Here is a 19,493-nt window from a genome sequence, read left to right as displayed (position 1 = left end):
TGGCTGAGGTTGCTCAGAGATCGAGCACCAGTCGCGGAGTCCTCGCACGGCCGACACAGATCATCATGCAGGTGTTCGCGGCCTGCTCCGCCTCGTCCAGCACCGAGTCGCGATGCTCCGGAATACCGTCGAGGACGCGGGTCTCACAGGTGCCGCAGATGCCCTCTTCGCACGAGGTCATGACGCCGATTCCGGCCGCCTTGAGCGCTTGCAGGATCGTCTGTCCCGGCCCGACGTCTACGGTGACCCCGGACCGGCGGCACTCCACCTCGAACGCGGTGTCGTTCGACGGCTCGACCGGCTGTTGGGGGGCGAATCGCTCGACGTGCAGGGAGCCTGGCGGCCACGCCGCGCAGGACTCCTCGACGGCGAGCAGCAGGCTTTCGGGGCCACAGCAGTACACCAGCGTTCCGGGGGACGGGGTGCCGAGTATCTCCGCCAACGGCAGGAGCCCCTGCTCGTCCATGGGCCGGACACTGACCCGGTCCCCGTACCGTTCGACTTCGCCGAGGAACGCCATCGCCGCTCGGCTGCGCCCGCCATAGTGCAGCCGCCACTGCGCGTCTGCCGCCTCGGCCGCCGCGATCATCGGGAGGATCGGGGTGATCCCGATGCCGCCCGCCACGAACAGATAGCGCGCCGCCGGTACCAGTTCGAAGTGGTTGCGCGGCCCGCGGACGGCCACGCGATCACCGATGTGCACGCTCTCATGAACGCGGCGCGAACCGCCCCGGCCGCCGGGTTCGTCCAGCACACCCAGCCGCCAGCGCTGCCGGTCATCCGGTGCCCCGCACAGGGAGTACTGCCGCACGAGCGTGCCGCCCTCGAGCAGGAGGTCGACGTGCGCGCCCGGCGTCCAGTCCGGCAACGGACAGCCGGCCGGGTCCTCCATGGTCAGGGCGACGACCCGCTCGGCAGTCTGTACGCGCCCCGTCACCACCAGGTCGCGGCAGTGCTCGCCGGACGGCATATCGAGTCCCTTTGTCGTCATAGGATGATGCTGAGCTTGCCCTGGGCGCAGAGGTTTTCGTGGCTCAGCACGGCGCTGCGGGATGCGAACCGGAAAGTCCCGTCCGGCAGGGAAAGAAGGGTATGGCGGTACTCGCCGATGTACGTGTCGCTCGCACCGCGACGGGCGCGGTAGACGACGAAGTTGGCCCGGACGTCGAGGTGCTCGCCGTCGGGCCGCACCCGGACGTTGGTGACCACTCGCCGGGTGGTCGAAACCGGGTTCTCGGCGTGCGCCCACTTACCCAGCAATGAATCGACCCGCTCCTTGAGGCGGCCGTAGTCCTCGTTAAGCAGATACAGATCGTGGACCGGGTCGGGGTCCGCGAGGTCTGTGGCCGGCACCGTGTACCGCGCGTCCTCGGTGAAAAGCTTCAGCCAGTCACGCAGCCGCCAGGCATCGAGGAGCTCGGCCTCGCCGTACAGGAACCGCTCCACGCGGTAGTGCAGCTCGACGCCGTCGGAGATCGTCGTTGTCATCGGCAGGCCGCCGCGCGCAACTCGGTGGACTCCGGCTGGGCGAGCTGGAAGGTCGAGGTCACCGTGTGCTTCTCGGCCTTCGGCTCGGTGCCGGTGACCAGCTGATTCCAGCGGCGCCAGAACGTGCGCATCTGGTACTCGTCCACACCGAGCGGGGACTCGCGGGTGATCCCACGCGAGTTCTGGATCCAGCCCAGCTCGTTCGCGGCACCTTCGCACGCGACCTGACAGCTCTCCACGATCTCGACGTCGTCGGGGCTGGCGAGGCCGGCCGGACCCCAGAACCCGAGGGAGTTGTCGAGACGGTACTGGCGCAGATCGGGGTCCTCGTCGCGCGGCGCAACCATCCAGCCGGTGATCCGCATCTGGTTCACCGACACCGGGTCGATCAGGCGCACCGTCGTGCCCATCACCAAATCGATGACGAACAGGTTCGGGAAGATGAAGCAGTTGCGTGGGCCCGCGTGCAGTCTGTGCACGTAGTCGGCGCCGTGGAGTGCCTCGAGTCGTTCGCGGCGCGCCCGCAGCTTGGCCTCGACCACCTCGCTCGCCGGACGCCCGAAACCGCCGCCCGCGCCCGCGGTGACAGTGTGGCCGTGCCCGAGATCCTGGACGTAGCCCCCGGCTTTCGCCGCGTACCCGCCCGAGGACTTCGCGTCCGCGGGCTTGAACGTGACCCCGGCCGAGGTGATGGCGTCGAGGTAGCGCTTGTGTCCGAACGGCACGTGGTAGGAGTCCATGCTGTTCTCCACCATCATCTTCCAGTTCGCCCTGGCGCCCCAGCCATGCGTGCCGTGGATGACCTCGACCTCGGTCTCGGCGGAGTTCGCGACCAGGTCCAGGTAATCCGCGGCCGGCCCCAGGTAGTCGGCCAGCGGCTCGATCGCCGGGTCGAACGACACGAACACGAACCCGCGGTACGCCTCGAGCCGCGGCACCGGCACGAGCCCGAGTGCGCGCTTGTCGAGCGTGTCGCCGTACGACTCCTCGTCCGGGACGTTCACGAGCGCGCCGGTCGTGTCGAAGGTCCACAAATGGTAGAAGCAGCGGAAGAACTTGCTCTTGCCCGAGGCCTCTTTGCACACAGGGGCGCCGCGGTGGGTGCAGGAGTTGATGAACGCGGCGACGCGGCCGTCGGCCTGGCGGAGCATGAGCAGCGGTCGGCCGGCGAGGGTCCGGGTCTGGAACGAGTGAGGCTCGCGGATCTCCGACTCGTGGCCCAGATACAACCAGCAGCGATCGAAGACCAGTCGGCGCTCGCACTCGAACAACTCGGCGTCGGTCATCGTGCGGCGGTGCACGACGAACCGCGAAGACTCCATGTCGTCAACGACGTAGGGTTCCACGACCCCTCCTCTTGTTCAAATATAATATAGGATCGTAGCCGTTGGGTTTATCCGGCGGCATGGTGAAGACCGGTATAGCGGCCGTCATGGAAGATCAGCGGCGAGACCGGTCCATCGGCGGTGGCCAGGCTGGAGACCGCCACGATGGCGAGCAGATGATCCCCCACCTCGTGTACGATTTCGATCCGGCCCTCGCACCACATCACGGCATCGCTGACGCGGGGTGCGCCGTTGCGACCGGGGCTCCAGCCGACCGATCGCCACTTGTCGCCGCCGCTGACCGCGAACTGACTGGAGAGCCAGTCTTGTTCCCGGGACAGCACGCTGATGCACACCTCCCCCGCGTCACACAGGCGCGGGAAGCTCGTCGACCCGCGGCCGGCAGCAAAGGTGACCAACGGCGGTTTCAAGGACAGGCTCGTGAACGATTGACACGTCATCCCGACGAGGTCTTCACCGTCGCGAGCCGTGACCAGGACGACGCCGGACGCGAATCGCGACATCGCTCGCCGGAAGTCCGGGCCGGCCGACGCGTCGCACTCGGTGATCCGGACCGCGTCACGCACTGATCCCCTGCTCATGCATCACCTCCATCACGGCTCTCGCGGCACGGGGTCAAACGCCGATACTCACGACGCCGAGCGCCCCGGCGGCCGCACTCTGGACCGCACGTGTGTGCGGCAGCTCGGCCGAGGCTTCGATCGAGTCGGCCGGCCGGAACGCCGAATCGAGCCCGAAGGCACGCCGGCCGTTGTCATCGACGATCTTGCGCGCGATCCCGGCGGAGATGTCGTCCCGCTCCACGATCGCGGTATGCCCGCCCAGCTGCGAAGACAGATCGTTGTGCCCGTAGTCGGTCCCGAACGCGAGCACGTTCTCGCCCAGCCGCGACGTCAGGAGCGCAAGATCCTCATCGACGAAGCAGCCGATGAAGATGTTCTTCTCCTCCAGCACCGCCGGGTCGATCCGCCTGACCCGGAAGTCCGCGGACTGGCTCGCCTTGATCCGTTCCCAGTGATGCAGGAGCGAGAACGTCCACATCGCCCCGACTTCGCTGAAGAAGAAACGCAACTTCGGATACCGCTTGTGGAGATCGGTTGCCAGCACCGTCCAGAATGCCGACAGAGGCGACGCGAGGTGGTCCATGTACGGTGCCATGCTCCGGAACGCGGTCCCTATCGAGAACACGGCACGGCTGCTGGCCAACGGCGCCGCGATGTGCACGACGATCGTGAGATCGAGGGCCTGCAGCCGCGTGAACAGGTGATCGAAGTAGGGATCGTCGAGGTAGCAACCGCTTTCGACGGCATGCAGATGCACCGCCTTCGCACCGTGCTCAGCGGCGAACTCCGCCTCCTGGACGGCACGGTCGAGCATCCGCACGGGTATTTCCGCTGCCCAGGAGAACCGCCCGCCGGAGTCGGCGACCCGTTCGGCCATCCACCGGTTCCAGCTGCGCTTGATCGCGGCTTCGGCGACCGGGTGTCGCATTCCGGCGGTGAGGAAGGTCGTGGTGTACAACATCTGCACGTCGATGCCGAGGGTGTCGAGTTCGGCGATTCGCCGGGACGGGTCCCGCATCGTCACCGTATCGGGGTCATACCGGTTACCAGCCCCGTCATGCAACATCGCGTCCGGCGGGAAAACTCCGGACCATGCGTCGCCCAAGCGCCAAAGCGCGCCGAACGAAGTACCGGCCCCGCCGACCTTCTGCGTGTCCATCCGCAACTGGAACGGGCGATGCTCACGTTCGGCGGGGTCGAAGTACTCCCATGTGTCGTCACATTCGAGAACGTGGCTGTCGATGTCGATGTACCCCATGACGAACCCTCTTTTCGACGGAACTCTTACCATCATATATGATGTACAAAATTTCGTCTATGTTGTGGGCAGGGTAGGGGCCGTGAATCCTTGCCCTCCCGCGGCGGCCAGCAGTTCGACCACTCGCTGCGCGAGCAGGACAAGCGCCTCGTCACGCCCTCTCGCCCCGGTCAGCTGAACACCGATCGGCAAGCCGGCGCGGTCAACGCCGACGCAGATGGCGATGGCCGGCAGCCCGGACAGGTTCTGTGGCACGGTGTGACCGAGCACGACATCCCGCAAGGCAACCGGCCTGCCGCGATGGACGACCACATCGGGTTCGCGCACCGAGGCCGGCCCTCGGCTCGAGACCGGCGAGATCATGGCGTCCACCCCGTCCAGATTCCTTTCGATGCGGCGGGTGAGGCGCTGTCGTTCGTAAGTCGCGTTGACGTATTCCCGCAGTGTCACGCGGGCACCGAGCACGAGACGCTGCCGGACATCCTCGCCATATGCGGCCGCCAGGACCGGGTAGGTTCGCAGGATTTCGGAATGGTGGTGGTACGCCTCGGCCAGCTGTATCGGCCCGAACGCAGCACGCGCTGGTCCGCCCGCCGGCGGGTAGGGATGCAGCGTGGCGCCGGCATCCGAAAGGACCGCCAGCGTCCGGGTCAGCGCGAAACGGTAATCGCTGTCGAGTTCTTCGAGTTCGCTGTCCGGCGGGTGCAGGAATCGGAGCCTTACCGCGGCCGGCTGCCCGGCCACGCATTCGCCGGGATCGCCGGTCATCGCACCGGCGCACAACGCGGCATCCCTGGCGTCACGCGCGAGGACGCCGACATGATCGAGCGACGGAGCCAACGGCATCGCTCCGCGGCGTCCGATCCGACCGAACGTCGGCTTGAAGCCGATGACGCCGCAGAAGGCCGCCGGAATGCGCACCGACCCGCCCGTGTCCGTGCCGATGGCCAGTGGCACCAGCCCGGCGGCGACGGCCGCCGCCGAGCCGCCACTGGACCCGCCCGGCACGCGGGAGAGATCCCACGGGTTGCGGACACCTCCGAGCGTCGGGTGCTGGGAGGTGATCCCCCACCCGAACTCGTGTGACCGAGTCGAGCCCACGACCACGGCGCCGGCCGCCCGCAGCCGGGCCACGGCGCTCGCATCGGTGTCCGGCACCCGGCTGCCGAACACGGCCGAGCCGTAGCACGTGGGCAGTCCCGCGACGTCGAAGAGTTCCTTGACCCCGAGGGGAATGCCGTGCAACGGGCCGCGGTCCTCGCCTCGGGCGAGTTCGTCCGACCGTTGCCGCGCCTCGTCGATCGCCTGGTCCAGACGCAGTGCCGCGAACGCACCGAGAACGGGGCCGGTCTCCTCGATCCTGGTCGCGAGGAGACCCACCGCCTCCGCCGGCGAAAGTTGGCCGTCGCGATAGGCGCGGCCCAGCTCGCCGGCCGTGAGTCCGGCCACGCCGGAGTTCATCCCGCCGCCCCGTACATCCGTTCCGGCGTCTGGATCGCCACCGCCCGGAACACCGCCTCCGGATCCAGCCCCGCGATCCGGGCCGCCTCCCGGACCTGCGAAACCGGGTCGGCGAGCCCCATCGAGAACGGACCGTCGGAGCCCAGCACCATCCGCTCGGGACCGACCACGGCCAGCCCGAAAGCGAGCGCGTCCGGGTCCGCGACCACGCAGTCGAAAAAGAACGGCTCGACGATGTCGCGCACCGACAGCCCGGCCCGGCCGAAATCGGGCACCGCGGAGGTGGCGTGCACCGCGCGGCCGGCCAGGAACGGCAGCGTGCCGCCACAGTGCGACAGGAGCACCCGGGCTCCGGGATAACGCTCGAACGCGGCGGAGAAAAAGAGGCTGAACGCCGCGACCGTCGTCTCGAACGGGTACCCGCACATGTTCCGCAGGAAGTGCTTCATGAACCGCTCCCGGCCGAAAGTCTTAGCCGGGTGCACGAAGATCGGCGCGCCCAGGCGCTCCGACACCTCCAGCAGCGGGTCGATGCCCCAATCGTCGAGGTTCCGACCGCCGACCTGCGTGGGGATCATCCCGCCGACGAAGCCGAGCGACACCGCCCGCTCGAACTCCTCGGCCGCGACCTCGGGCGAGGAGATCGGGATCGCCGCATAGGCCCGGAAGCCGGCGCGCTGCTCGATGTCGCGCCACACCGCGTCGTTCAGGACGCGGCACCAGTCGGCGCCTTCGCGTTCCGGCACGTCGTCCCGGATCAGGTCGCTCCACGGGCTGAGCACCTGAATCACGGGATGCCCGCCGCCGTCGACCGGATCCTGCAAGTCGAGGAGTGACGACGGGATACCCTGGTGCGTCTCGCCGATGCGGACGAATCGGTCCAGCTCGGCGTCGTAACGCACGCCGAGCCGTTCCATGCCCGGCACGTCGAGTTGCGCCAGCGCTGCGCGCGGCACGTAGTGCATATGCGAGTCGTAGACGGACCCGCCGTCCGCGGCCGTCACAGCGACTGGAACCGGGAGCGTTTGACCACGCGGCCGCGACCCGGCTTACTCAGGATGCGGCCCTCCTCGGCGACGATTTCGCCGCGAGAAATGGTCATGACCGGCCAGCCCACGCCCTGGTAGCCGGCGTACGGGTCATAGTCGACATTCGAGGCCAGGCCGCCGTTCTGCAGCTCGACGGCGCGTCTCGGGTCGATGAGCACGATGTCGGCGTCGGCACCGGGCGTGAGCGTGCCCTTGCGCGGCCACATGCCGAACAGCTTTGCCGGGTTCGTGGAGGTGACGGCGACGAACTGCTGGAGCGAGATCTTGCCTCGCGTCACGCCGTCGGAGTACAGCATGCCGATGCTGGTCTGGACATTGGCGACGCCGGCCGGGATCCGCGAGAAGTTCGGGGCGTCCAGCTTCTGACTTGACGTCCATGGTGCGTGGTCGGTGGCGTAGGTCTGGATCTCGCCGTTGCGCATGCCCTGCCAGAGCGTCTCCTGGTCCATTTTGGACCGTAGCGGCGGCAGGCACACGTAGAGATTGCCCTGGTTGTCGGGAAGTTCGTAACGCGACTCGTCCAGATACAGGTAGACCGGACGTGTCTCGACATAGACTTCGCCGCCCTCCTCGCGCGAACGTCGCACCTCCTGCAGTGCCTTGCGCGACGACAGGTGCACGAAATACACCGGCGCGCCCAGCTCACGTGCGTAGGCGGCAACACGGCCGGTGGCCAGCGCCTCGGCGACCGGCGGACGAGCCTTCGGGAAGTACCTGACGTGTGTCTTGCCGGCTTCGAGGTAGTGGTTCACGAGGTGGTTGCACAGCGGGTCGTCCTCGGCGTGCACACTGACCAGCACGCCATCGTCACGACAGACCTCGAGCACCTTGAGGATCTCGGGGTCGGTGAGCCCGACATGCGGCACCGCGGTGAAGATCTTGACGCTGGCGTAGCCTTCGTCGGCGACCGACTTGATCGCCGACAGCGTGCCGTCGACACTCAGGTCGGCGACGACGGTGTGCAGCCCGAAGTCGATGTGCGCGTTGCCGTCTGCGAGGGCGAGTTCGTGGTCGATGCCCTGCCGCAGATCCCAGCCCGGCTCCTGGAATGCGAAGTTGACGACGGTGGTGATACCGCCGATCGCGGCCGCACGGGTGCCGGTCTCGTAGTCGTCGGTGTTCTTCTTGCCGTGCCAGCTGTGCACCCGGTCGAAATGAGTGTGCACGTCGATCGCGCCCGGCACGACGATGCGGCCGGTCGCGTCGATTTCGCGCTTGGCCTCCGGCAGGTTCTGCGAGATGAGCACCACCTTGCCGTCGGAGATGCCGATATCGGACTCGAAGGTCGCGTCGGCCGTGGCCAGGGTGCCGTTCCTGATCGCGATGTCCAACGACATGAATCCCCATTTCTCCGAGCTCGTGAACCTACTTGCTACATCCTATATCGGATAGCAGTATTCGGCCATGGTCACGACTCTCGGTGTACCGCATAGCGGAACGCCTGCGTTGTGCGAAGCGATCTGCCTTTCCTACTTTCGTTGTTGTGACGAACCAGGACATGCCTCCCGTGATCGACCGCTACCTCGCCGCCGCCAATGCACGAGACTGGACAACGGTCGCGCAGTGCTTCACCGCACAGGCGGACTGCCTCAACCTCGGCGTCGTCGTGGCGCACGGGCCGACGGGGATCGCCGACCATCTGCGAGCAGTGTTCGATCGGTTCGCCGAGCACCGCGACGAGATCACTCGCGTCGTGGTCGACGGCTCATTGGCGTACGTCGAAGTGGCGCTCCATGGTCGAACCCACGACGGAACCGCGGTGGACTTCCCCGGCGCCGACGTCTTCGAACTCACCCCTGACCGGACGGCAATCGACCGCGTCTCAGCATGGTTCGACACATCTCGGACGCCAGGACGATGAGCAGGCTGGAGGCGGCAAGTTCAGGAAGGATTCCCGGCGTCGCCGGACCGCGGGACGGCGACACCCGGGACCCGGAGCCGGATGCGGCCGAAGTCGGTGTAGGTGGTGAAGAACAACGTCTTCAGATCGCCTCCGCCGAAGGTGAAGTTCGTGACCGAATGGCCGGGCACGAGCACGGTGCCGAGATGCGAGCCCGAGTCCATACGCCTCACCCAACGCCGTGGTCAGCTCGTCGATCTGGGACTGCAACTGCACCCCACGCCTCGAGGGACCGGCCTTTCCGCCCTCGGCGATCCCGGCAAGGCCGCCCTCCAAGAACTGGGCTTCCACCGGCCGATCGACTGCTCAGACACCGTATTCGGCCGAGCAGCCTCGGCGATCGTCATCTCGCCGGACAGCACGCTCAATACGATCCGAATCTTATCCTCCGCCGGAAACACCGGAGGACGGCTCATCGTCATACCTCCTGCTCGGAAACCTACCTAACCCCTGAGCCACAAAGTCTGACGCGCAACATCGTCCGCCCGGCCACCCATGACCAGCATGCGAAGTCCCAGCCGTAGCCACCAACAGGTCCATCGCGAGTTCCGCGTCCAGTTCGGCCGGCAACTCCCAACACCACTCCAGAGCGATGTCATACGGATGCGTCCGGCCGAGGACCACACCAACCCGGCCGCCACCCGACTATGCAAGATTTGCAAGTCACTCCTCCAGATTGATCACCACCGATTTCGTGAGGGTGTAGTGCGCCAACGTCTCCAAGCACTGCTCACGACCGAAACCACTCTGCTTGTATCCGCCCGTCGGCATTCCCGGCTTGAAGTTGTAGTAGCGGTTGATCCAGATCATCCCGGTTTCCATGCCGCGGACGAGCAGGTGAGCGCGGCGCAAATTATTGGTCCAGATACCTCCACCGAGTCCGTACTCGACGTCATTGACTTGCCTCAGCATGTCCTGTTCGTCGTTCCAGCGAATGACGCAGTTGACTGGTCCGAAGATTTCGTCTTGGGCGATGCGCATGTCGTTACGCACGTCGGTAAAGATGGTCGGTTCGATGAAGAAGCCGTTGTCCAGGCCGGCGACGGTGGCCGCCTTGCCACCGACGTGGATTGTGGCCCCCTCGTCTCGACCGAGTTGTAGATAGCGATTGACCTTGTCGAACTGTGCCCGGGAGGCCATCGCGCCCAGCTGGGTCGCGGGATCGAGAGGGTCACCCTGCCGGATGGCGGCGAGCTTGGCGGTGAACGCCTCCAGGAATTGATCCTCGACTGCCTCGTGCACGAAGGTGCGAGTTCCCGCGTGGCAGACCTCGCCCTTGTTGAAGTACGTCGAGATGACAGCGGACATGGCTGCGGCGTCGATATCGGCATCGTCGCAGACGATGTTCGCCGACTTCCCGCCAAGTTCCATCGTCTGCGGGATGATGTTCGCCGACGCGTAGGTCATGATTTTCTGCGCGGTGGGCCGAGAACCGGTGAAGGCTACTTTTCGGACCTTCCGATGTTGGACGAGTGCCTCGCCGACGTCCGAGCCGTAACCGGTGATCACGTTGATGACACCGGGGGGCACCAGGTCGGCGATGTCGTTGATGAACTCCATGACAGACCAGCACGCCACTTCGGCCGGTTTGAGCACCACTGTGCAGCCGGCCGCCAGTGCGGGGGCCAGCTTCATGGCGGCCATTGTCAGCGGCACGTTCCACGGAATGATCTGGGCAACGACCCCGACGGGCTCTCGGTGTACCAGCATGGTCGCGTCTTCGAAGTCGAAGGTTTCACCGCGGATGTGCCAGGCGCTGCCGGCGAAGTATTCAAACTGATCGATGGCCCAGTTGATGTCCATGTGGAACGATTCGGAGATCGGCTTGCCGTTGTTCAAGGTTTCCATCATCGCGTATTCGAAATGACGCGCTCGGAGTCGGTCGGCTATGGCGAGCAGCAATGCCTGCCGCTGCCTCGACGAGGAGAGAGCCCATTTCGAGAACGCCGTGGCCGCGGCTTCCACGGCCCTCTCCGCGTCTTTGGCGTTACCGGCCTGAACGTAGGCGAGCACCGCTCCCGTGGCGGGATTGTGCAGGGGAATGGTCTGTCCGCTGTCGCTCTCGACCCACTCTCCACCGATGAACTGCCCGTACACACGCTGCCGGCTGAGCTGGGTCGACGCCTCGCGGGTCCGCGACAGAGTGAGTTCCATGTCGTCACCTTTCTGCTGTTGAGCCGGCCGGGGCCGGGCTTGGGGTGGCGGTGGCCGAGCGCCGGAACGGCCCGAACGGGATGTCGAGATCGGCGAACATTCTGATAGCGGTTGGCCGTCCGCCGCCGACAACACCGCCGCCGGGATGCATGAACGGACCAGTCAGGTACAGACCCTTTACCCCCGGTACTGCGTAGCCGCTCAACTCCCGTGTCGGCCGGGCGTCGCCCATCTGGTGCCCGAACGAGGCGACGCCGGTGTAGTCGCCCCCGGCGAAGCTGAGGCTGTTCAGTTCGTGGTCCAGCGGGGTGATGAACGCCTGCGCGCGCACCAAGCCTGGTCGCAGGTTGTTCGTGAAGCCGGCGAGCCGGTCGAACAGCCGCCGGCAATATTCTTCCTGGATCGCCCGCCATCGAGCCGGACCGCCATCGGCCAGATTCAGGGAGGTCAGCGACAGCATGTGCAGGTTGGCCATGCCCTCCGGGGCGCGGCTCGGGTCGGCGACGGACGGGCAGCCCGCCTCGAGCATCGGTACACGTGGTAGCCGACCTCGGCGCATGTCGTCGAACGACTCGGTGACGCTGTCCAGGCTGGTCGGGCTGACGGTGTTCCAGATGACGTTGTCAGCCTCTGGGTCGGCTTTGAACCGTAGGGGCTCTTCCAAGGACGCATGCACCACGAAGGCGCTGTACGGGGCGAGGGTGGTCCGCGCGGCTCGGCGGGCCGTCTTCACGTCCAGGCCCTCGACCATGTCACCCAAGCGGTACGGATGGATCGAGGCCAGCACCGCATCCTTCGCGGTCAGCTCGGAACCTTCGCCTGTGCGTACGCCGACCGCGCGGCCATCCCGGCTGAGGACCTTCTCGACGTGCACGGACGTGCGGACTTCCCCGCCGTGGTCCTCGATGCAGCGGACGCAAGCGGCGGTGAAGGCCGACCCGCCCCCGCGCGGTAACGCCATGCCGTACAGCTCGTTCAGTCCGGGTGCGAGGAATGTGATCATGCCGGTGTTCAGGTCATCCGGGTGGGCCAGCGTGAGTTCGGACGCCATCCGGGCCAGCGCAATCCGCACGCGATGATCAACGAACCATTCAGCGAGCACGTCGGTGACGCTCATGCCGGTCACGCGCAGGATTTCCTGCCCGATATGGGTCTTCTCGAGTCCGGCGACCTGTTGGCTTCGAGGTATCGGTGGGACGAAGAAGCCCGGTGTGACGTGCTCGACGATGCCTACCGCGAGGTCCATGAACCGGTCGTAGGCGTCGGCGTCGCGCGGTGAGATCTGACGGATCCGCTCCATCGTCTGCGCACGGTCGCGGCAGATGGGGATGAACGTTCCGTCCTCGAATATCGCGGCGTGGGGGGTTTCGATGGGGATGTATTCCAGGCCGTAGCGGCTCAGCAGTCCCAGCTCGTCATCGGCGATGACCGGGTTGGGCAGGATCCGGACATGGATGAGGCTGTGGAGTTCGTCCAGGAAGCCGGGCTCGGCGAGCTCGGCGCTGGCCACCCCGCCGCCGGGGTAGTCGTTGCGTTCCAGGACCAGGACCTTCTTGCCGGCGGTGGCGAGGTAGGCGGCGGCGATGAGCGAGTTGTGTCCGGCCCCGACGACGAGGATGTCCGCGTCTGTATTCATTGGCGTTCCCCGCTCAGCCCAGGTGAGTGGCGAACCATTGCAGCATCGGTGTGGGACGGCGCTGGAACTCGGCGTATCCGTCCCAGCGGGCCGTACTGTTCTCGATCCACAGCAGATCCTTGTCGGCGGCGCTCAGATTGTCGAAGATCGTCTGGACGTCATCCCGGGTGGTGAGGATGTCATCGCGTACCTGGTAGATGAAGGTCGGCGTTCGGATGGTTTTTGCCCACTCCTTCACGTCCCGTTGCGCGAAGCTGATACTCGTCCGGAGCACCATCCGCCGGTCGAGCTCGGCGAGGGAATCAGCGACACGCTCGTCCGGCACGCCGGCCAGGATCAGCAGGCGTCGTGCGATCGAGGACGGAGTAAGGGGCTGGCAGGCGACCAGGCATCGCACCGAGTCGAACGCGCGCGGTTCTCGCGCCATTGCATACATTGTGGAGTTCGCGCCGAGACAACGGCTGAACAGGCCCACGGTCATCGCCGAGGTGTCCTGCCGTTCGCGGGCATATCGCAGCGAGCCGAGGACATCGCGAGACTCGAACAGGCCACTGGAGACGATGCCACCGTTGGCCGCGCTGCTGTGTCCGTGGTTGCGCAGGTCGTAGGTCAACACGTTGTACCCGGCGTCGTGCAGGATCTTGTAGTCCGGCAGGAAGTCGATCTCGAACCCGTTACCGCTGCGTTCCCACACCGACTTCCAGGGTTCCAGGTGCGACGGCATTCCGGCTCGGCTGAAGCCGCGGGGGTGGTTGGCGATGATCAACTTGTCCGACCCGGCGGCAGGAATGAACCAGCCCTCGATCGGCACCCCGTCGGTGGCTTGGAAGGAGATCTCTTCGAAATCCAGGCCCTGCTCGGCTGGGGATTGGAGGATCGGTGAGCGGGCCTGCTGTCCATAGGAATCGGCCATCGATTCGATGAGGCGGTCGATCTGGTCCTCGCTCAACGGTGATTGGGTAGTCGTTGCCATGATGATGTCCTCCTGATTTCTCGTGCTTGGCGGCGCTGTTGCCTTGCGGATCACACGCGCATCCAGCCGCCGTCGGTGACCAGGGTCTGGCCGGTCATGAATGCCGCATCGTCACTGGTCAGGAAGCAGACGGTGCCCACGATGTCGTCGGCCGTCCCGACTCGTTTGATTGCCTGCATGCGCGCGGAATACTCCAACGCCTCCGGGGAGATGAGCTCCTTCCCGCCGGGCGTCGAGGACGCGGTGGGAGCGACCGCGTTGACAGTGATGCCGTATCCGGCCAGGTCGGTGGCCAAACCTCGGGTGAACCCGACGACGCCCCCTTTGCTCGCCATGTAGGGCGTGAGTTGGGGGGCGACGACCCCGAGCGTGTTCGAGGCGATGTTGACGATCCGGCCCCACCCGTTTTCGCGCATGGCGCCCGCGAACTCCTTGGCCAGCAGGAACTGGGAATCCAGGTTGATTGCGTGAATCCGGCGCCAGGTCGGATAGTCGGTCTCCCAGAAGTCGTTCACGGCGATCACACCGGCGTTGTTCACCAGGATGTCGACCTTGCCGAACATGTCCAGGACCGCCCGCGCGGCTTGGGCGACCTGCTCGGGATCGGAAATATCGGTGACCACCGACGACGCCTTGGCGCCGGCAGCGGTGACGTCACCGACCGTCTCGGCGGCGTCGACCAGATCGAGGATCGCGACATCGGCGCCCCGGCCGGCCAGGCCGGCTGCGATCGCGCGCCCGAACCCGCGGGCTCCGCCGGTGACCACTGCGACGCGGCCGGCATGCGTGGGATGGTTCATGGCTCGTGGCTCCTTCGTCTACTGCCCGGGGTCGCTGATCGATTACTGGTGGAGACGTAGTAGGCGACGGGCGTTCTCGTGGAAAATCTGCTGCTTCACCGGCTCCGGCAGGTCGGCGTCGGCTACGGCGGCCACAGCCGCCGCGGTGTCCTCATAGGGGTAGTCCACCGAGAACAACACCGCGTCCGGGCCGATATTGAGCACGGCGGCCTGGATGGCCTCGGGTGCGAAAACACCGGTCGTGGTGATCACGATGTTGCGGCCGAAATACGCCGACGGGGGCAGTTCGAGCGGGGTCTGGACCTGCAATGTGCGATATCTGGAGTCGAAGCGGCTCCGCTGGAACGGCAGAAACTCGCCGAGGTGACCCAGGATCAGTGTCGCTGCCGGGTGACGGTCGAAGACGCCCCCGTACACCAGCCGCATCGCATGGCCACCGGTTTCCGCCTGCCAGCTCCAGCTCGCCCCGTACAGTTCGGGCCGGCCCTGGAGCACCGCCCAGTCGTCGACGGGAATCGATCCGGGATGCAAGTACAGCGGCACGGCCAATTCTTCCAGTGCACCCCACAGCTCGTCGTGGACTGGATCGTCGAGGTACCGGCCGTCGGTGTGGTCGTTGACGAAGGCTCCGACGAAGCCGAGGTCGGTCACGCACCGCTGCAGCTCACGGACGGCCGCGTCGGGATCCTGCAGCGGCAACGCGGCGAAGCCCCGGAAGCGATCGGGGAAACGCGTGATCACCTCCGCGAGGTAGTCATTGGCGAAGACGGCGTTCTCGACGGCGTTCGCCGGATCGGTGTCGGCCTGGATCCCGGGCACGCTGAGGGAGAGCACCTGGATGTCGATTCCGTGCTCATCCATGTCAGGGATGCGGTACCGCTCGAAGTCGGCGAGGCGCTCGGCCCACAGTCCGGCGTATTCCTGCTTGGCGCGGATGCGCATCTCGGTGGGCGGTTGCCGCGCCGCCAGTTCCGGTATGGCGAAGGCTTCTTCCAGTGCGACGTAACCCATGTGATTACTCTCGTCTTCTCTCTCAACTGGAGGCGGTGCGCCGGCGCACGATCGTCGCAATCGACACGGCGATGATCAGCGCAGCTCCGTAGAAGGCGTTCTCAATCCAGCCGCTTTGTCCCAGCAGCTGGAGCCCGAGGATGCCGGTGGCGAGGAAGTAGATGGCGACCAGGGTGCCGATCGGGTTGAACCGCCCGGGACGAATCACCGCCGTGCCCAAAAAGACCGAGGCGAAGGCGGGCAGCAGATAGGTCGGCGAGGTCGTCGAGTCGAACCCGCCCGCCGCCGCGACGAGGAGCACGCCGCCGACCCCGGCGACGGTGCTGCCCGCGACGAACGCGCCGATTCGGATCCGGTCGACGCCGACACCGGCGAGACGGGCAACCTCACGGTTGGCGCCGACGAAGGTCATGTGCCGGCCCAGCGGGGTGAAGATGAGCAGATACCCGACACCGAGGGCCAGAGCGACGCCGTAGAAGAAGCTGATGGGCAGACCAGCCACCTGATGCAGGGCGATGTCGCCGAAACTGACCGGCAGGCCCGACACCGTGGCCTGGTGGGAGATCAAGGAGGCCAGGCCGAGCAACAGGGTGGAGCTGCCGAGGGTCACGATGAGCGCTTGGACGCCGACTTTCACCACGAGCAGCCCGTTGATCAGGCCGACGAGCGAGCTCGCCAAGATCGCCACCACGCAGGCCAGGCCCAAGCTCCAGCCCTGCTGGGTTACCAGCACCGGCACGATGGTCGCGGACAGACCGAGGGTCGATGCGATGGACAGGTCGAATTCCCCGACGACGAACGTGAGCAAGGCGCTGACGGCAAGGAAAACGAGCGGTTGCTGGGATGAGAAGATGGTCCGGAAGGTAGCCACCTGCAAGAAGGTGTGGGGCATGAGCCCGGCATACAGCAGGGTCATCAGTGCCCAAATGCCGACGATGGCGTAGCGGCTCACGAAACGCCTCGGGTCGACGGCGCGACGCCTGTCCGGCACGCGAGGGCGGGCGTCGGCTTGGCCGGTCTCGATGACGTCCGGGCCGGTGGTCTCATCGGCGCGGCGGGTCTGTGTCATGGGTCAGCCTTCCTGCAGCTCGAGATGACCGCCATACACGGCATCAACGATGTCATCGGGAGCCGGTGCGAACAGTTCGTGGGTTACTCGACCGGAATGAAAGATCAGGACGCGGTTACAGACCGCTGCGAGATCGGCCGGCTGGATCGAGGCGACGACAACGGCGACGCCCCGGCCGGCGATCGCGGCGATGGCCTTCAGGATGTCCTCGCGGGCACCGACATCGACCGCCTGCGTGGGTTCGTGGAGAACGAGCAACTCCGGTTGACCCTCAAGCCACTTTCCGAGCATCACTTTCTGCTGATTTCCTCCGCTGAGCTGGCCGACCGGGATGTCGGCCCGGCGGGGCCGGACGTCGAGCCCGTCCAGGACGGCGTCAGTCTCCCGACGCTGCCACCGGCGACCGATATGCCACGGGCTGCCCCGGCGACGCACCCGGGGAAGCGTGATGTTCTCAGCCACGGTCAGGGTCATGGCCAGGCCGTGATCGATGCGGTGTTCGGGCAGCAATGCAAGACCGGCGGCAATGCAGCGAGCCGGCCCTGCCGTGGACAGATCGATGACGCGGCCGTCGATCTCCACCGTCCCCGAGGACGCTCGGCGTGCCCCCGTCAGCAGATAGGGCAACTCGTCCCAGCCGGAGCCGGCCACCCCGCTCACCCCGAGGACCTCACCCGGGCGGACGGTGAGATCGGCACCCGTCAGCAGACGCCCGGACAGGCCCCGCACCTGGATGGGTGCGCGCGGTGACTCGTTGACCCGGGTATGGACGTCCTGAGTGACGATCTTGCCGAGCATCAGCAGGGCGATCTCTGCTTCGGAGCTGTCGCGGGTCGTCATCGTCGGACCGGACTTGGCTCCGTCGCGCAGCACCGTCACCCGGTCGGTGACCTGCATGATCTCCTCGAGATTGTGCGAGATCATCAGCGCCGAGCCGCCCGCGGCCACCACTCCCCGCAGGGTGCGGTAGAAGTCCTCCAGCGCATCCTTCGGTAGCGCCCGCGTGGACTCGTCCAACACGATGACCCCGCTGCCGGGACGCTGATTGCGCAGTGCCCGCGCAATCGCGACGATCGAGCGATCTGCCGGTGACAGGTCCTCGATCATCGCGCGCGGATCGATGTGTGATTCGAGGCGGGACAACAGATCGGCCGCGACCTGCTCCTCGCGCCGCCAGTTCACCCGCCGGCTCCACCGGGCCGGGACGAAGCTGCCGACCGCGATGTTCTCGGCGACCGACTTGTTCAGCACCAGCCCGAAGTCCTGGTGCACGATGGCGATGCCCGCCTCCCGCATGTGCCGGAGCTTGGGTTGCGCGCCCAGGTCTTTGCCCTCGACCTTGATGACGCTCCCCCGGTCGGGCGCGTGATAGCCGGCGAGGACCTTGACCAGGGTCGACTTGCCCGATCCGTTCTGGCCCACCAGCCCGTGCACCTCGCCACGACGAACGGTGAGGTCGACGTCGCGTAGAGCTTTCACGGAGCCGAAGGACTTCGACAGGCCCACGACTTCCAGCGGCGCAGCATCGGTCATGACGACAAGCCCCACAACTTCTTGAACGAGGCCTGGTACGCCGCGGCGTCGCCGAACCACTTGCCGCTCGCTTCGCCCGCGGTCGTCAGATCGAGACCGGTGACGTTGTCCTTGGCGAACGCACGGACCGGCACCGGATAGGAGTCCGGCGGAGTCTGGCCGGCCAGCAGCCGCAGCGCGGCGTCGGCCATGCTCCACGCGGAGTAAGCCGTGTCATGGCCGACCGCGGCCATCACCTGCGGGTTGGTCTTGACCGCGGGGAGATTCGCCAGGGACGCGTTTGCGCTGGCAAGTTTGATGGTGCCGGTTTTGCCTGCGGACTGGATTCCGGAGATCGCGGGGGCCAGGTAGGAGTCGTACTGCGGGATCACATAGGTGATCGACGGATCCTTGACCAGTTCGCTGCTGACCAGTGACGGCAGCGTCCGAATCTGGGAAATCGAGACGAGTTTGGTGGTCAGCACGCAGTCCGGGCAGGCCGTCGCGACATAGGTTTGGGCGTACTCGCCTGCCCGTGTCACTGCCGGGTCGTCATGGGTGGAGAGGAACAGGATGTGGCCCTTGCCGTTGGAGTCGGCGATCGCCGTGTTCATGATGCCGCGCATTGTCGCGAACTGGTAGGTGTCGGGATTGTCGAACCGCAACGTCGGGGTTGCCGTGACGTCGGCCGGTGCGGACTCGCCTCCGATGTAGACGGGTATGCCGGCCTTTTGAACCGCGCTGAAGGACGTGGGCGCCAACTCGTAGGGGATGTAGTCGGTCAAAATCGCGCCGGCGTGTCCGGCGACGGCTTGATCGAGGCAGGAAGCGATACCGGAAGGGTTCGCGTTGGCATCGCACGACTGCAGGTGCACGCCGACGGAGGCGAAGATCGACTGCAGCAGCGTGTTGACGGTTTGGAAGTAGTCGGCCTTGAGCACGAGGGGGACGTAGTAGACCGTCTTCCCGGCCAGCGCCTTCGTATCGAACGCCTTGCCGGCGTCCGCGACGGTCGTGAGTGGCTTGGCTTGCTCGGCAAGGGCGGCCTTGGCCGTGGTGCCCGCGGACGTCGTGGACGCCGTGCCGCCGGCCGACGCTGCGCTATCGCTGCCGGCGCCGCCGCTGGAGCTGGCACAGGCCGGCAGGAGTAGAAGCGATGCGACGGCCAAAGCGGCAGCGGAGCCGGCGCGTGAACGCGCGAGGCGGGTCGATCGCGGCGGTGAGATCGAGGCCTTCATTGGCTCTCCTTTCGTATAGTGAACGCGGGCCGGCG

Annotated in this window: 19 protein-coding genes; 1 reads left to right on the top strand and 18 read right to left on the bottom strand. The window is 66.3% G+C overall.

Annotation, left to right across the window (positions count from 1 at the left end; translation table 11 throughout):
• Nucleotides 1-13: 13 nt before the first annotated feature.
• From GKO32_RS16920 to hydA, 8 genes are read right to left on the bottom strand one after another with little or no spacing between them, the layout of a single operon-like run.
• Nucleotides 14-991: a PDR/VanB family oxidoreductase gene (locus tag GKO32_RS16920; RefSeq protein WP_246243927.1), complete on the bottom strand. Its 978-nt coding sequence runs from the start codon at nucleotides 989-991 to the stop codon at nucleotides 14-16.
• The gene (locus GKO32_RS16915) at nucleotides 988-1,488 is read right to left on the bottom strand and encodes an aromatic-ring-hydroxylating dioxygenase subunit beta (RefSeq protein ID WP_154757843.1); all 501 of its coding nucleotides are present in this window, start codon (nucleotides 1,486-1,488) and stop codon (nucleotides 988-990) included. Before GKO32_RS16915 ends, GKO32_RS16920 begins: the two co-directional genes overlap by 4 nt.
• Complete coding sequence (locus GKO32_RS16910; RefSeq protein ID WP_154757842.1) at nucleotides 1,485-2,834, bottom strand: aromatic ring-hydroxylating oxygenase subunit alpha; 1,350 nt, start codon at nucleotides 2,832-2,834, stop codon at nucleotides 1,485-1,487. Before GKO32_RS16910 ends, GKO32_RS16915 begins: the two co-directional genes overlap by 4 nt.
• A 47-nt stretch (nucleotides 2,835-2,881) precedes the next feature.
• Complete coding sequence (locus GKO32_RS16905; RefSeq protein WP_154757841.1) at nucleotides 2,882-3,415, bottom strand: flavin reductase family protein; 534 nt, start codon at nucleotides 3,413-3,415, stop codon at nucleotides 2,882-2,884.
• A 34-nt stretch (nucleotides 3,416-3,449) separates the two neighbouring features.
• Nucleotides 3,450-4,655: an amidohydrolase family protein gene (locus tag GKO32_RS16900; RefSeq protein ID WP_166459610.1), complete on the bottom strand. Its 1,206-nt coding sequence runs from the start codon at nucleotides 4,653-4,655 to the stop codon at nucleotides 3,450-3,452.
• Between the two features lie 57 nt (nucleotides 4,656-4,712).
• A complete protein-coding gene (locus GKO32_RS16895; RefSeq protein ID WP_154757839.1) occupies nucleotides 4,713-6,116 on the bottom strand; it encodes an amidase in 1,404 nt (467 codons plus the stop codon).
• Entirely contained in the window at nucleotides 6,113-7,120 is a 1,008-nt protein-coding gene (locus GKO32_RS16890; protein WP_154757838.1) for an amidohydrolase family protein, read from the bottom strand. Before GKO32_RS16890 ends, GKO32_RS16895 begins: the two co-directional genes overlap by 4 nt.
• Nucleotides 7,117-8,502 (bottom strand): dihydropyrimidinase, encoded by a 1,386-nt coding sequence (gene hydA / locus GKO32_RS16885; RefSeq protein WP_154757837.1) that lies wholly within the window; start codon nucleotides 8,500-8,502, stop codon nucleotides 7,117-7,119. The genes GKO32_RS16890 and hydA overlap by 4 nt, the downstream gene beginning before the upstream one ends.
• Nucleotides 8,503-8,648: 146 nt before the next feature.
• On the opposite strand from hydA, the gene GKO32_RS16880 reads away from it, so the two are divergent.
• On the top strand, nucleotides 8,649-9,026 hold the full coding sequence (locus GKO32_RS16880; RefSeq protein WP_154757836.1) for a nuclear transport factor 2 family protein: 378 nt from the start codon (nucleotides 8,649-8,651) through the stop codon (nucleotides 9,024-9,026).
• 20 nt (nucleotides 9,027-9,046) lie between these two features.
• Here GKO32_RS16880 and GKO32_RS16875 read toward each other — a convergent pair whose 3' ends face one another.
• The 10 genes from GKO32_RS16875 to GKO32_RS16835 form a co-directional block, all read right to left on the bottom strand.
• Nucleotides 9,047-9,229 (bottom strand): hypothetical protein, encoded by a 183-nt coding sequence (locus tag GKO32_RS16875; protein WP_154757835.1) that lies wholly within the window; start codon nucleotides 9,227-9,229, stop codon nucleotides 9,047-9,049.
• Between the two features lie 21 nt (nucleotides 9,230-9,250).
• Nucleotides 9,251-9,412, bottom strand: a complete 162-nt coding sequence (locus tag GKO32_RS39130) for a hypothetical protein (protein WP_246243935.1) — start codon at nucleotides 9,410-9,412, stop codon at nucleotides 9,251-9,253.
• A 316-nt stretch (nucleotides 9,413-9,728) separates the two neighbouring features.
• The gene (locus GKO32_RS16870; protein ID WP_154757834.1) at nucleotides 9,729-11,219 is read right to left on the bottom strand and encodes an aldehyde dehydrogenase family protein; all 1,491 of its coding nucleotides are present in this window, start codon (nucleotides 11,217-11,219) and stop codon (nucleotides 9,729-9,731) included.
• Between the two features lie 4 nt (nucleotides 11,220-11,223).
• Nucleotides 11,224-12,855, bottom strand: coding sequence for a phytoene desaturase family protein (locus tag GKO32_RS16865; protein ID WP_154757833.1), 1,632 nt, complete (start codon nucleotides 12,853-12,855; stop codon nucleotides 11,224-11,226).
• Between the two features lie 13 nt (nucleotides 12,856-12,868).
• Nucleotides 12,869-13,828, bottom strand: a complete 960-nt coding sequence (locus tag GKO32_RS16860) for an alpha/beta hydrolase family protein (protein ID WP_154757832.1) — start codon at nucleotides 13,826-13,828, stop codon at nucleotides 12,869-12,871.
• A gap of 50 nt (nucleotides 13,829-13,878) precedes the next feature.
• Entirely contained in the window at nucleotides 13,879-14,628 is a 750-nt protein-coding gene (locus GKO32_RS16855; protein ID WP_154757831.1) for an SDR family NAD(P)-dependent oxidoreductase, read from the bottom strand.
• Nucleotides 14,629-14,670: 42 nt separating this feature from the next.
• Nucleotides 14,671-15,639, bottom strand: coding sequence for an amidohydrolase family protein (locus tag GKO32_RS16850; RefSeq protein WP_154757830.1), 969 nt, complete (start codon nucleotides 15,637-15,639; stop codon nucleotides 14,671-14,673).
• A 22-nt stretch (nucleotides 15,640-15,661) separates the two neighbouring features.
• The gene (locus tag GKO32_RS16845) at nucleotides 15,662-16,708 is read right to left on the bottom strand and encodes an ABC transporter permease (protein ID WP_154757829.1); all 1,047 of its coding nucleotides are present in this window, start codon (nucleotides 16,706-16,708) and stop codon (nucleotides 15,662-15,664) included.
• A gap of 3 nt (nucleotides 16,709-16,711) precedes the next feature.
• Nucleotides 16,712-18,241, bottom strand: coding sequence for a sugar ABC transporter ATP-binding protein (locus tag GKO32_RS16840; RefSeq protein ID WP_154757828.1), 1,530 nt, complete (start codon nucleotides 18,239-18,241; stop codon nucleotides 16,712-16,714).
• A complete protein-coding gene (locus tag GKO32_RS16835; protein WP_154757827.1) occupies nucleotides 18,238-19,458 on the bottom strand; it encodes a sugar ABC transporter substrate-binding protein in 1,221 nt (406 codons plus the stop codon). The genes GKO32_RS16840 and GKO32_RS16835 overlap by 4 nt, the downstream gene beginning before the upstream one ends.
• Nucleotides 19,459-19,493: the final 35 nt, after the last annotated feature.

It is taken from the genome of Amycolatopsis pithecellobii, assembly GCF_009707865.1.
Taxonomy (GTDB): Bacteria; Actinomycetota; Actinomycetes; order Mycobacteriales; family Pseudonocardiaceae; genus Amycolatopsis_E; species Amycolatopsis_E pithecellobii.
This window is presented reverse-complemented; position numbering and strand designations above follow the sequence as displayed.